General features: G+C 65.0%; 12 protein-coding genes. 10 read left to right on the plus strand and 2 right to left on the minus strand.

Features of this window, described 5'->3' with window-relative positions; genetic code table 11:
* Nucleotides 1-9 precede the first annotated feature (9 nt).
* Entirely contained in the window at nucleotides 10-810 is an 801-nt protein-coding gene (locus PSUB009319_RS00825) for a YhfC family intramembrane metalloprotease (protein WP_124380362.1), read from the minus strand.
* A gap of 130 nt (nucleotides 811-940) precedes the next feature.
* Between PSUB009319_RS00825 and PSUB009319_RS00830 the strand changes: the two genes are divergently transcribed.
* From PSUB009319_RS00830 to PSUB009319_RS00860, 7 genes are all read left to right on the plus strand, one after another.
* A complete protein-coding gene (locus tag PSUB009319_RS00830) occupies nucleotides 941-1,381 on the plus strand; it encodes a surface-adhesin E family protein (RefSeq protein WP_124380363.1) in 441 nt (146 codons plus the stop codon).
* A gap of 105 nt (nucleotides 1,382-1,486) precedes the next feature.
* A complete protein-coding gene (locus PSUB009319_RS00835) occupies nucleotides 1,487-4,168 on the plus strand; it encodes a diguanylate cyclase domain-containing protein (RefSeq protein ID WP_124380364.1) in 2,682 nt (893 codons plus the stop codon).
* A gap of 457 nt (nucleotides 4,169-4,625) precedes the next feature.
* Nucleotides 4,626-5,786: an ABC transporter substrate-binding protein gene (locus tag PSUB009319_RS00840; RefSeq protein ID WP_124380365.1), complete on the plus strand. Its 1,161-nt coding sequence runs from the start codon at nucleotides 4,626-4,628 to the stop codon at nucleotides 5,784-5,786.
* A 108-nt stretch (nucleotides 5,787-5,894) separates the two neighbouring features.
* Nucleotides 5,895-6,776 carry a branched-chain amino acid ABC transporter permease gene (locus tag PSUB009319_RS00845; protein ID WP_124380366.1) on the plus strand — a complete coding sequence of 294 codons (882 nt, stop codon included), beginning with the start codon at nucleotides 5,895-5,897 and terminating at the stop codon, nucleotides 6,774-6,776.
* A gap of 26 nt (nucleotides 6,777-6,802) precedes the next feature.
* Nucleotides 6,803-7,711 carry a branched-chain amino acid ABC transporter permease gene (locus PSUB009319_RS00850; RefSeq protein WP_124380367.1) on the plus strand — a complete coding sequence of 303 codons (909 nt, stop codon included), beginning with the start codon at nucleotides 6,803-6,805 and terminating at the stop codon, nucleotides 7,709-7,711.
* Nucleotides 7,712-7,718: 7 nt separating this feature from the next.
* Nucleotides 7,719-8,516 carry an ABC transporter ATP-binding protein gene (locus PSUB009319_RS00855; RefSeq protein ID WP_124380368.1) on the plus strand — a complete coding sequence of 266 codons (798 nt, stop codon included), beginning with the start codon at nucleotides 7,719-7,721 and terminating at the stop codon, nucleotides 8,514-8,516.
* A complete protein-coding gene (locus PSUB009319_RS00860; RefSeq protein WP_124380369.1) occupies nucleotides 8,513-9,247 on the plus strand; it encodes an ABC transporter ATP-binding protein in 735 nt (244 codons plus the stop codon). Before PSUB009319_RS00855 ends, PSUB009319_RS00860 begins: the two co-directional genes overlap by 4 nt.
* 108 nt (nucleotides 9,248-9,355) lie before the next feature.
* On the opposite strand, the gene PSUB009319_RS00865 is transcribed toward PSUB009319_RS00860, so the two are convergent.
* Nucleotides 9,356-10,228 (minus strand): LysR family transcriptional regulator, encoded by an 873-nt coding sequence (locus PSUB009319_RS00865; protein ID WP_185453398.1) that lies wholly within the window; start codon nucleotides 10,226-10,228, stop codon nucleotides 9,356-9,358.
* A 205-nt stretch (nucleotides 10,229-10,433) separates the two neighbouring features.
* Between PSUB009319_RS00865 and PSUB009319_RS00870 the strand changes: the two genes are divergently transcribed.
* The 3 genes from PSUB009319_RS00870 (at nucleotide 10,434) to PSUB009319_RS00880 (ending at nucleotide 13,339) form a co-directional block, all read left to right on the plus strand.
* Nucleotides 10,434-11,441 (plus strand): quinone oxidoreductase, encoded by a 1,008-nt coding sequence (locus PSUB009319_RS00870; protein ID WP_124380371.1) that lies wholly within the window; start codon nucleotides 10,434-10,436, stop codon nucleotides 11,439-11,441.
* A 127-nt stretch (nucleotides 11,442-11,568) separates the two neighbouring features.
* Nucleotides 11,569-11,886 (plus strand): YciI family protein, encoded by a 318-nt coding sequence (locus PSUB009319_RS00875; protein WP_124380372.1) that lies wholly within the window; start codon nucleotides 11,569-11,571, stop codon nucleotides 11,884-11,886.
* 52 nt (nucleotides 11,887-11,938) lie between these two features.
* Nucleotides 11,939-13,339: a ClcB-like voltage-gated chloride channel protein gene (locus PSUB009319_RS00880; RefSeq protein WP_124380373.1), complete on the plus strand. Its 1,401-nt coding sequence runs from the start codon at nucleotides 11,939-11,941 to the stop codon at nucleotides 13,337-13,339.
* The last annotated feature ends 51 nt before the right edge of the window (nucleotides 13,340-13,390 follow it).

Below are 13,390 nucleotides of genomic sequence, written 5' to 3' on the forward strand. Positions count from 1 at the left end.
GGTAGTTAGTTAGCGCAGCGAAGATTCGCCGATCTGGCGACCGCCCTGCGGCGGCCAGCACGTTGCAGCAAGCAACATGGCCACTACGGCGTAGATCGCTTCGGTTACCGCCAGCGGCAGCACATGTACCTGGTACAGCGCAGCGGGCAGGTCCGCCAGCGCGTGCAGCAGCACCGCCAGCACGACGATCACAAAACGCCGCTGCCGCACCGCGTGCCACACCACCAGCGTGAGCGTGAACTGAATCAGCATCGCCGCAATGCGCTCACTGAGCGCACCGAGTGCCAGCCACGGCGAGAGCTGCGCGAGCATTGCATGGATTGCCCCGGCCATTGCATCGGCGCCGCTTGCCGCGAGGCGCGATTCCAGCTCGCCCCGGTTGGCGGCAATGCCGAACATCACCATCTGCGCCTGCGATGCCGTGCCGACCAGCCAGGCCTCGATGCCGGCGTGCCCCAGCGCATACGCCACGGGCGTGGCGGCGCTCCAGGGCTTGCGCACAAGAAAGCGCAGGCCGAGCCAGCGGCCGCTCTCTTCAAACAATCCGGCCATCAGTGCGCCATAGATGACGAATAGAGCGGGCATGCGCAACCAGTGGGCCGTCACCGGGTTCAGTTGCAGCAGATACAGATGCAGCGTGCGTTCGAGCAAGAGCGCAAACACGACAAACACCGCCGCGCCCACGCCGATGTCGCGCCACGCCAGGTCAAAGCGCCGGCGCAGCCAGAACCACGCCACGATGGGCGCGCAGGCGATCAGCAGGGCTGCGATGGCGTGGGCAGCCAGGGCGGGCAGGGCAACGGTGGGCATGGCAGAAGATGCAGATAGGCTGTCGGTGGAGCGCATGCTACCTGAGGCCCATGGGCGCGCGTTTTGCGAGGGGGTCTGGCGGGCTGATTGTTACAATGTGTGAATGCGGCAGCAGGTGCCGCGTCTTGATATGGCAGGGCAGACGGTCGTGAAACGCATGATGTGGCGGTGGATCTGGATGTGCGGTGTCGGCATGGGCGCGTTCGGCATGGCGGTGCCTGCCCAGGCGGCGCGCTGGCACGAATACCTGACGACGACCTCCGTTGTGGCTTCCATCGATCGCACGTCGCTGCGCTCGAACCACACCGGTCACAAGATCTTTTTGGCGCGCACCGTGCTCAAGCGCAGCGAACGCCGTGCCCATGGGGCCCGTTACCGGCCCGGCACGGTGATCCTCTCGCGCCAGGAGATCGACTGCCGCCGCCAGCGCATCCGGTTGGTCGACTACGTGGTGCGCGGCCCCGATGGCGCCACGCTCGATACCGATACCGCCGCCGGCGCGCACTGGATGCGCATCCGTTCCGGCACACTGGCGGCGCGTTCTGCCGCCTACGTCTGCGGCCGCCGCTAGACGCTGCGGTGGCTCGACAATGACCGGCGGGCATAGCACTATGGTGTCTGCCCTCCATTTACAAGACACCGGCCGCGAGGGGCACCGGTGCCAGCCGACCGTCCGATGAACCTGACCCTGAAGTCGCAGGCGGCCATCATGGCAACCGTCATCAGCGTGACGGTGGTGAGCCTGTTCGGCTGGTCGCAACGCGAGCCGATCCGCCGCGAAATGATGGCGCAGATCAAGGTCCAGCAGACGGCCCTGGTCAAGAAATCGGCAGAGCACCTCACGCAGCGGTTGAACACCTACCTGGGCGTGCTTGAACGCACCGCGCAGCAGATGCGCAGCGTGCGGTTTAGTACGCCCGCGCAGGAAGCGGCGTTCTACCAGTCCATTCGGCCGGCCAGCGGCCTGTTCAACGGCGTGTTCCTGGCCTCGGCCGAGGGCAAGGTGACGGCAACCTCGCCGCACCGTGAAGGCGTGGTCGGCATCGATATTTCGGATCGGGATTACTTCAGGCAAGTCATGGCGGTCGATCAGCCGACCATCTCCGCGCCGCTGCGCAACCGCGTGGGCGGCGAGCCGATCGTCATCCTGGTCGCACCTGTGCATGATCAGGACGGCAATCTCGTTGGGCTGATCGGCGCGTCGCTCTATCTGCTCAAGTCGAACTTTCTGGGTGACCTGCGCGATATGCGCGTTGGCCAGACGGGGCATGTCTACCTGATTACGCGTGGCGATGCCCCCGTTTATATCGTGCACCCCGACGCTGACAAGACGCTCGCGCCGCTCGATGCTGATCCGGCCGTGGCGGCCGCCTTTCGCGCGGACCCGGATGCGCTGCCCGAGCGCGGCGGCGATGTGGTGGCCACGCAAGACATCATCGCGGCCGGCTGGACGCTCGCTGCTGTCTTGCCCGGCGCCGAAGCCAACCGCCAGCTCTTCCTCATGCGCCAGCGTTTTCGCTGGTCGCTTGTGGTGCTGGCGGCGCTGATCGGTGTGTCGGTGTGGGCGGCGATGCTGTGGCTGCTGCGCCCGCTGGCCCGGCTGCATGCCGCCATGACGCAGCTCTCGACCACGGACTTGCGCAATGTGCCGCCGCTTGAGCTGCCCGATGCTTCGGCGGAAATCGACGCGGTATCGACAGCGTTTCACAAGCTGATGGGTGAGGTGGTGCGCCAGCGCGCCGAGCTGGAAGCCGTGAACGACGCCTCGCCGCTGGGCTTGTTCCGCTCGGATGCGGACGGCCGGACCGTCTATACCAACGAGGCGTATCGTCGGTTGCTCGGTGCCACGCACGAAGAGGCACTGGCCGACGTGTGGCTCACGCGCCTGCATCCGAAAGATCGCGATGCCACCATGGCTGGTTGGCGCGAGGCGATCGCGCGCGGTGCGGGCTACAGCGCCGAGCAGCGCGTGATCGTGCCGCAGGTCGGTGAGCGATTGCTGATTGTCACGACTGCCCCCGTGCGCGTGGACGACCAGGTGGTCGGCCACGTTGGCGTCATGGAAGACATCACCGTACGGGCGCGGGCGCAACAGGCGTCGCGTGTGCTGACCAAGATCCTCGATTCCACCACCGACTTTGTCGCCCAGAGCGATGTACAGGGCAACGTCACCTACATGAACCCGGCTGGCCGCCGCTTTGCCGGCATCGCGCTGGATGTGGATCTCCAGGGCATGACCGTCGCAGATTTCTACCCGCCCGAGACGATGGGCTGGCTGAGCGAGGTAGCCGTACCTGCGGCCACGCGTGATGGCGTGTGGATTGGCGAAACCACCGTGCGAGGCACTGAAGACCAGGTCGTGCCGATCAACCACATGATCATTGCGCACCGCGATCCGGCCGGGCGAATAGAGTACTTCTCGTCGGTCATGCGAGACATCACGCAGGACCAGGCCGCCAAAGAAGCGCTGCAGCGCAGCCGCGAAACGCTGCAAACCGTGACAGACGCGCTGCCCGCGCTGGTGTCCTTCATTGACACCGACGAGCGCTTCCGCTTCCTGAACGCCGCCTGCGAGAAGGCCTATGGACGGCCGACGGCCAGCATGCTCGGCCAGACCGTGCGCGATGTTGTGGGCGACGATGCCTACGGTTTCATGCGCGAAGTACTGCAGCGCGCCCTGGCCGGCGAGACCGTTGTCTTTGAACGCGAGCACCGAGGCCGCGATCTGTACCGCTGCGAGGAGATCAGCTACCTCCCGCAGTTCGATGTGCAGGGCCGCGTCAGTGGCGTGCACTCGGTCACGCTTGATATCACCGAGCGCAAGAAGCAGGAGTTGCGTCTGCGTGCACTGACGACCACCGACCATCTGACCGGCCTGCTCAATCGCGCGGGCTTTGAAGAACGTCTGGCGGCCGCGTTGGACCAAGCGCGCGTGAGCGGCTCGACCGGCGCGTTGCTGCTGCTTGATCTCGACGGCTTCAAGGTCGTCAACGATACGCATGGGCATGCCCTGGGCGACGCGCTGCTCCGGACATTCGCGCAGCGTCTGGCGCACGCCGTGCGCCCGTATGACGGCGTCGCGCGCTTTGGCGGCGACGAGTTCGCCGTGATCCTTGAACACCTGTCGCGCCCGGACGACGCGAAGACGGTTGCAGCCCATATCCTCAGTGCGTGCGGCAGGCCGTTTCGCCTGCGCGAGGCGGTGGTGCAAGTGGGGGCGAGCATTGGCATCGCGACTTTCGACTCGCGCACGCTGGCGCAGAGCGTCGTCTTTGAGGCTGCGGACGAGGCGCTGTACGAGGCCAAATCGCGCGGCAAGGGCTTGTTCGTCAGCGCGGACGAGTTGTCGACGGGCTGATTTCGCGATGCAACACAATCGGTTGAGGGGACGCAGAAACGGGTACGCTCGGCCTCGATCTGACAGTGTTGCGTGGTCAATGTTGCGTCGCAATATCGGCCCCCAAGGCTGGGCGACGGACAATCCCCTATCGCACGGTCGTGCGCTTTCCGGTAAAGTCCCGCGACTGACTGCACGTGCCGGCCATCCCGGCACGTCGCACAAGCGCGCTGTACCCATGGCGCCTTCGCTTCACACTCCGACGCACTCCCGGTGCATGCATGCCTGATCCGGCATCGCTCGCCCGGCAGACCTTCCGCCGTTTCGCCAATGTTTTTTGTGGCGCGAAACCTGGGCAGGCACGCGGCTGGACGCGATGCAGGGCGCATGCGGGGGAGCGACGGTGTTGGGCCAGCGCACTCTTCAAGACCAAAATCGCATTCGGCAACAAGCGACGGACAAAAAGGAGCAGGTTCGCATGCAAAAGACGATCAAACGGCTGCTGGTGACGGCGGCGGCTGCGGGGGCGGCAATCGCAACGGGCACGTCGTTCGCGGCCCAGGACATCAAGATCGGCGTGGCCGAAGCGCTGTCGGGCGGCGCCGCCCAGTACGGCGTGGCCATCCGCAACGGCTTCCAGTTGGCGGCTGACGAGATCAACGCTGCTGGCGGCGTCAACGGCAGCAAGATCGCACTGGTGATCGAAGACGAGCAGGGCAAGAAGGAAGAGGCCATCAACGTCTTCAAGAAGCTGATCTTCCAGGACAAGGTGGCGATGGTGTTCGGCCCCACGCTGTCCAACTCGGCCCAGGCGGCTGACCCGATCGCGCAGGCTGCCAAGACGGTGGCGTTCGGCACCTCCAACACGGCAGACGGCATCACCAGCATTGGCGACTTCGTCTTCCGCAATTCCGTGACTGAAGCCGACGTGCTGCCGGCCACCATCCAGACCGTGGTGAAAAAGGCGGGCGTGAAGAAGGTTGCCGTGCTGTACGGCAACGACGACGTCTTCACCAAGAGCGGCTACGACAACTTCAAGAAGGCGCTCGAAGACCTGAAGATTCCGGTGACGACCACCGAAACCTTCGCCAAGGGCGACGTGGATTTCAAGGCCCAGCTCACCAAGATCAAGGCGACGAACCCGGATGCGATCGTGCTGTCGGCGCTGATTGCCGAGGGTGGTCCGATCATGGTGCAGGCACGCCAGCTCGGCTTGAACGTGCCGGTCATCGGCGGCAACGGCATGAACTCGGTCAAGGTGTTCGACCTGGCCCGCGACAAGTCCGATGGCCTGTGGGTGGGCAGCCCGTGGTCGATCGAGAACCACACGGCCGAGAACACCAAGTTCATCACCGCCTACACCGCCAAGTACAAGGCCGCGCCGGACCAGTTCGCGGCGCAGGCGTATGACGCCATGTACATCGCGGCTGCAGCACTGAAGACGGTCAAGTTCAGCGGCAACCTGGAAGCCGACCGCAAGGCCATCCGCGATGCGCTGCCGGCGGTCAAGCACACGGGCGCCACTGGTGCGTTTGCGTTCCGCCAGGTGACGGCGCGCGGCAAGCCGGCCGGCTATGACGCTGTGCAGACGCCGATCGTGAGCGTGACCAAGTCGGGCAAGTACACGATCGAGAAGTAATCTTCGGTTGGCTTTGAACCGAACCGCGGGGCGTAGCTAAACCTACGCCCCATCGCTTTTTTTGTGGCCGCTTTGGTGACATTCGGCCGCACCTCACTCTGATTCATCATGCTGGAACAGCAACTCGTCAACGCGCTGTCGCTCGGCTGCGTGTATGCGTTGTTTGCCCTGGGGTTCACGCTGGTTTTCGGCATCCTGGGCGTGATCAACCTGTCGCACGGCGCGGTCTTCATGCTGGGTGCCTATGCGGCGCTGCAGTTGGTCCTCCACTTCGAACTGCCGCTGTGGGCGGCGCTGGCCGTCGGCTTTGTCGTGAGCGGCGTGGCTGGGCTCATCATCGATGTGCTGCTGCTGCGCCCCTTGCGCCGCCGCAATGCACCGCACCTGATCCCGATGATCGGCACCATCGGTGCGGGCATCGCCATCAACAACGCCATGCAGGGTGCGTTTGGCGCGCAGAACCTGCGCTTTCCGGCCGGGCTGGTGTCGGATGCCTCGCTGGACCTGGGCGGCATCCACCTCACGCCGCTGGAGCTGGGCATCATCGTGTTGTCATTCGTGCTGATGGCCGCGCTCATGCTGCTGCTCAAGCGCACGCAACTCGGTCGCGCGCTGCGCGCGATTGCGGAGTCGCCCAAGGCGGCGGCGCTGCTGGGCATCAATGTCGAAGGGCTGTTTCTGCTGACCTCGTTTGCGGCGGCTGCGCTGGGCGGGTTGTCTGGCGTGCTGATCGGCCTGTACTCCAACGCGGTGTTTCCGCTGATGGGCCAGCCGATGCTGCACAAGGGCATCGCGGTCATCATTCTGGGCGGCCTGGGCGATATTCGCGGCGCGATGCTGGGCGGGCTGTTCCTCGGGTTTGCCGAGGTGCTGTCGGTGGCCTACATCGGCTCGACCATGCGCGATGCGGTGGCGTTCGGTCTGCTGTTCCTGATCCTGCTGGTGCGCCCGCAAGGGCTGTTCGGCAAGGTGCCGGAACGCAAGGCATGAATCTCTAACAACAAGAGACCAACGACATGGAATGGTTCGACAATTTCTGGTCGGTCTACAGCAACCTGGTGCTCACGCTCGGCATCAACGCGCTGTTGGCGCTGTCCATTTATCTCACGCTGTCGTGCGGCTTGTTGGCGATGGCGAATGCGGCCTTCATGGGCATCGGCGCATACACGGCGGCCCTGCTGACGATGAACGCCGAGATGCCGTTCTCGGTGGGGCTGCTGGGCGGTATGGTGGCGCCGGCCGTGGTGGCGGTGGTCATCGGCCGTCCGACGCTGCGGCTGTCTGGCGTGTACCTCGCCATGGCTACGCTGGGTTTTGGTGAGGTCGTGCGCGTGCTGATTCTCAACACCGAGAACTGGACGGGCGGTGCGCTGGGCCTGAACGGCATCCCGCAACTGACAGAGTGGTGGCACGTGGCGCTGGCTGTGTTGGCGACGCTGTTCGTGCTGGCACGTATGCGCCGCTCCAAGGTGGGCCGCGCGTTTGAGGCCATCAAGGAAGACGAAACCGCTGCCGGCCTGATGGGCATCAACGTGGCCGGCACCAAGTTGCTGGCGTTCACGCTAGGTGCGGCCATCGCCGGATTGGCCGGTGCGCTTAATGCGCACCTGACCTTCTTCATCGGCCCGAATGAATTCGGCTTCGACCGCGGCGTGGAGATCCTCACGATGACGATCCTGGGCGGCACCAATGGCCTGACTGGCCCGGTGCTCGGCAGCCTGATTCTCTCGCTGTTGCCCGAACTGCTGCGCGCGTTCAAGGATTTCCGCCTGGTCGTCAATGGCGTGATCCTGATGGTGATCGTGCTGTTCCTGCCCAAGGGCATCTGGGATCCGGCGCGTTTTGCACGCTGGCTCGGCATCAAGCGCGGCGGCACCATGCCTAGTACGGGTGACACTCGGGCTGCTTCCAATGAATCGCACTGAGGCCGCCATGCTGAAACTCACATCCATTTCCAAGCGCTTTGGCGGCTTGTCAGTCTTGCAGGACGTCAACATTGAAGTGCCGCAAGGCAGCATCTTCGGTCTGATCGGCCCGAACGGCGCCGGCAAGACAACGGTGTTCAACCTGATCACCGGGTTGCTCGCACCCACCGGCGGCTCGCTCACGTTCAACGGCGAGAACCTCGTCGGCAAAAAGCCGCATCAGATCACGCAGATGGGCATCGCCCGCACGTTCCAGAACATCCGCATCTTCAAGGAGATGACGCTGCTGGAGAACGTGGTGGTGGGCATGCATCGGCATCTCGATTACGGCGCGCCGGGGCTGCTGTTCTCGCTGCCCAAGTACCGCGCCGCCGAGCGCCGCGCGCGCGATCGCGCCCAGGAGCTGCTCTCATGGGTCAAGCTCGACCACAAGGCGCACGATATTGCCGACAACCTCTCGTACGGCGACCAGCGCAAGCTCGAACTTGCACGCGCCTTGGCCACCGAACCCAAGCTGCTGCTGCTCGACGAACCTGTCGCGGGCATGAACACCGGCGAGAAGGTCGACCTGATGGCCGAGATCGAGAACATCAAGGCACGCGGCTACACGATCTTCATGATCGAGCACGACATGCGCTTTGTGATGGGCCTGTGCGAGCGCATTGCCGTGCTGAACTTTGGCCGCATCATCGCCGAAGGGCCGCCCGAGGCGATCCGCAATGACCCGCAGGTCATCGAGGCCTATCTGGGCCGCGATGATGACGATGAAGCGAACGGCAATGCCGCGCAGAAGGAGACGGCATGACCACGCTGCTGGAAGTCAAAGGGCTGGATGTGTCGTACGGGCACATCGCGGCCGTCAAGGGTATCGACTTTGCGCTGAAGGCTGGTGAGATCACCTCGCTGGTGGGCGCTAACGGTGCGGGCAAATCGACCACGCTGCTGGCGCTCTCGGGGCTGATCCCGAAGTCGCAGGGCGAGGTGCGTGGCCAGATCCTGTTTGAAGGCGAAGACGTCACGCAGTGGTCGGCCCACAAGCGCGTCGAACGTGGCATCGTGCAAGTGGCCGAAGGGCGTGCCACGCTCACCACCATGACGGTGCGCGAGAACCTGGAGCTGGGCGCCTACACACGAAACACGCGCAAGGATAAAGGCCCGATCGCTTCGGATCTGGAGCGCGTGTTCCACCTCTTCCCCCGTTTGAAGGAGCGCATCGACGGTCTGGCCGGCAACCTGTCGGGCGGCGAGCAGCAGATGCTTGCCATCGGCCGCGCACTGATGGCCCGCCCGCGTGTGCTGCTGCTCGATGAGCCGTCGATGGGCTTGGCGCCGATCATCGTGCAGGAGATCTTCCGCATCCTGCGCACCATCAATGCTGAAGGGCTGACGATCTTCCTGGTCGAGCAGAACGTGCGGCAGGCACTGAAGATTGCGCAGCACGGTTATGTGCTGGAGACCGGCCAAATCGTGCTGGATGACAGCGGCAAAAACCTGCTCGGCAATCCGCGCGTGCTTGAAGCCTACCTCGGCGGTTGAGTGTTCTGAGCGCGCCTCGGCATGCAACATTGCCGGGGTGCGGGAGCCGCATATCCATTGGGTTTGCGGTTCATTTTCATCCAAAAGCGTACCCGTTTCTGCGTACGTTCAAACACCCGCCAAAACGTGTCGTTGCGCATCAAACAAGGCGATCAGCGCATCGGCCACGGCCCGCACGCGCGGTGAACGCCGCACGTCGGGGTGAATCACCAACCAGATTTCTCGATGCAGCGCGGGGTCGTCGACGGGCAGCCGGCGCAAAAGCGTACCCGTTTCTGCGGGCGCGCCAAGGAAGTGCGGAAGCGCTGCAACGCCCACTCCGGCGAGCGCGGCCTGATGGATCGCAGCCAGATCGCTGCAGCGTAGAACGACGCGGCGCTCGCCCGCATAGTCGTCCAGCCAGCGTTGCTGCGGCACGTGGCGAAGGCGCTCGTCGTAACCGATGAACTCCCATTGCGCTTCGGGTTGCGTCAGCACCTCGGGTGTTGCATACAGGCCGTAGCCGAGATCGCCGAGCTGTCGGGTGGCCAGCGTGGATGCGGTCGGGCGCGAGAGCCGGATGGCCAGATCAGCCTCGTGTGCCACCAGGTTGGCGTTGCGCGTCTCGCCCAGGAGAACGAGGTTGATGCCGGGCCACTGCCGGTGCAGCGTCGCCAGGTGTTGGGCGATGAAGTGGCTCGCGATGGTGGGCGGCGCCGAGATGCGCACCGTCCCGCGCAAGCTGCCCGCACCTGCTGCTGCGCGTGCAAAGCCGGCGGCTTCCTGCTCCATGCGTTCAGCGCGTTCGGCCAGCGCGTTGCCTTCGGCGGTCAGGCGCCAGCCGCGCGGCAGGCGGTCGAACAGCCGCACGCCCAACGATTGCTCCAACGCTTCGGCGCGCCGCGCTACCGTGGTGTGTTCCACCGCCAGTCGCCGCGCCGCAGCCGACAGGCTGCCCTCGCGCGCCAGCACGAGGAAGTAGCGCACGTCGTCCCACTGCAAGGAAGAAGAAGGTTTGGCCGCTGCCGCCCGCGCCAGCGTGCGCACGTTTTTTGGCCGACCTGGGCTTTTTTGCACAGAAGCTGATCAATTTTTATGAATTCCCGAGTGATTCTGAACGGATTACGCTTGTTTCACAACGTGATGAACGCAGTACCCGTCATCACGAAAACCGAAAAGCGTACCCATTTCTGCGAGGACTTCTGCCATGCACGCCAAGGTGATCCAGCTCCGCGAACCCGGTCCGGCATCGGGTCTGCAGCCCGCCAGCCTGATGTTGCCGCCACCCGCGCCCAACGCGTTGACCGTGCGGCACACCGCTGTCGGCGTGAACTTTGTTGACGTGTATCACCGTGTCGGGCTGTATTCGCTTCCGTCATCCACGGCATTTCCGGCGGTACTCGGTGTGGAGGCCGTCGGCGTCGTGGAAGCGATGGGTACGAATGTGCACGGCTTTGTGGTCGGCCAGCGCGTGGCCTGGGCCGGCCTGGTGGACGGCGCGCCCGGCGGCTACACCAGCCACCGCAACATCCCGGCTGAGCGCGCGATTGCCCTGCCCGATGCGCTGGACGACGAAACCGTCGCGGCGACGTTGGTTCGTGGCATCACTGCCCACATGCTGCTGACGCGGGTGCGGCAGGTCAGCGCCGGCGATACGGTGCTTGTGCACGCGGCGGCTGGGGGCTTGGGCCTGCTGCTGGTGCAGTGGGCCAAGCGCCAGGGCGCGCGCGTGATCGGCACGGTGGGCAGCGAGGCCAAGGCCGCCATCGCGCTCGGCCACGGCGCAGACCACATCGTGCTGTATCGCCAGCAGGACGTGCGAGACGCGGTGCTGCAACTCACAGGAGGGGAGGGCGTCGACTACGTGATCGACGGCATTGGCGGTGCGATGCTGCAAACCTCGTTGGCGGTGACGCGGCCGTTTGGCATGGTGGCGAGCATCGGTCAGGCGGGCGACGTCGGCAACACGCAAACGAACGTGATCGATCTCGCCACGCTGGGGCCGTCGCGTTCCATTGCGCTGGCGCGGCCAGGCGTGTTCCGTTACATGGCTGATCTGTCGCGCTACCGGGCAGGGGCGCAGGCGGCCCTGCAGCGCATGCTCGATGGCGCGCGCGTGCCGCTGGGCGGCATCTATGCACTGGAAGATGCGGCCGCTGCGCACACCGCACTGGAGGCGGGTCAGACTTCGGGCGCGTTGCTCTTGCGCCCTTGAGAACCATGCGCTGCAAAGGGTTTCCGCACAAAGCGTACCCGTTTCTGCGAGACACTCAGCGGCGTTGTTTCACGCTATTGGGTCTCGCGTTTTGAAGGTTTCACCGCATCCCGCAAGGCGTCATCGCATGCTGTACCTGATTCTTTTCGACTACACCGCGCCACGCGAAGCACTCGACCGCGTGCTGCCTGCGCACCGCGCGCATCTGGATGCCCACTATGCGAGCGGGCACTTTCTGATGTCGGGGCCGTTCTTTCCGCGTGAAGGCGGCGGCATCCTGGCGCGCGCCCAATCTCGCGAGGAAGTCGACGCCATCGTCGCACGCGACCCCTTTGTGATTGAGAACCTGGTACAGGCGCACGTGATTGCCTGGGGCCCGAACCGCCGCAGCGCCGATGTGCCGCAGGCGTGGTTGCCCGACGCGCCGGTCGTCGCTTCGACTTAAGGCCGGTGCGGTGGCGCCGCTATCATGTCGATCTGTTCTTGCGCGAATCGACATGACCGACACGCCGCCCCAACCTGATACGCCGCGCCTGCGATGGTGGCGGCGCGCGATTGCCCGGTTGCCGTTTGGACGCGAGCACTTGGTGTTTGTGATTGCCGGCGTGATCGGCTGCGCGGGGGCCTTGTCGACGATCCTGTTTCGCGAGTGCTTGCGCCACCTCCAATGGTGGCTCTCGGGGACGGATCAGGGCCTGGTGGCCACGGCACGTGCGCTGCCCTGGTGGGCACGCCTGCTGGTGCCGACGTTGGGTGGGCTGCTGGCGGGCATTACGTTGCAGGTCGGTCTGAAGTGGATCCCGCGCAAGGGCTCCGAAGACTATATGGAAGCGATTGCCGTGGGCGATGGCGTGCTCAGCGCGCGGCAGAGCTTGGTACGCAGTGCGTCGTCGCTGTGCTCGGTGGCCAGCGGTGCGTCGATCGGGCGCGAAGGGCCGATGGTGCAACTGGCGGCGATGTGCGGTTCGCTGGTGGGCCGCGCGCTGCGGCATTGGACGCCCATGCCGGTCGAGCAACTACGCCTGCTGGTGGCGTGCGGTGCGGCGGCCGGTATTACGTCTGCCTACAACGCGCCCATCGCGGGCGCCGTGTTCGTCTGCGAAATCGTGTTTGGTGTGATCACCACGGCGACGCTGGGGCCCCTGCTGGTGGCCGCCGTCACGGCTGACATCGTGGTGCGCCAGTTTTTCGGATACGGCGCCGTCTACGAGATGCCGCACTTCGATTTCGTGTCCGGCTGGGAGGTGCTGACGTATCTGGGCCTTGGTTTGGCCGCCGGCATGGTGGGGCCGCTGCTGCTCGGCTTGATTGACCGCGCGCGCGATGCGTTTGCGCGTACCCGGTTGCCGCTCACGTTGCAATTGGCCGCCGGCGGGTTGATTGTCGGTGCGCTGTCGACGGGCGCGCCCGAGGTCTGGGGCAACGGCTACAGCGTCGTCAATAGCTTTCTGCACGCGCCGTGGCTGTGGCAGACCGTGGCGCTGGTGCTGATCTGCAAGGTGGTGGCAACTGCATCGAGCGCGGGATCGGGCGCGGTGGGTGGTGTGTTTACGCCCACGCTGTTCTGCGGCGCGGCGCTAGGGTTGTTGTACGGCACGGGCATGCACGCGCTGCTGCCGGATGCGGCGCCGGTGCCCGTCAGCTACGCCGTGGTTGGCATGGGCGCGCTGCTGGCAGCCACCACGCACGCGCCGCTTATGTCGATCCTGATGATTTTCGAGATGACGCTGTCGTATCAGGTGGTGTTGCCGCTCATGCTGGCGTGCATCACTGGCTATGTGACGGCGCATGCGGCGGGCGCGCCGTCGGTATATGCACGCGCGTTGGCCCGCAATCGTGAAGATGCGGGCGATGACGCCCAGCACTTGCCATCACCCTCCGGCGGCACGCAGAAATAGGTACGCTCTGCTACCAGTTTTGGCCGGTATGGGCCCTACGATGAGCGAGGG

The sequence above is a fragment of the Ralstonia sp. SET104 genome, from assembly GCF_003851545.1.
GTDB lineage: Bacteria > Pseudomonadota > Gammaproteobacteria > Burkholderiales > Burkholderiaceae > Ralstonia.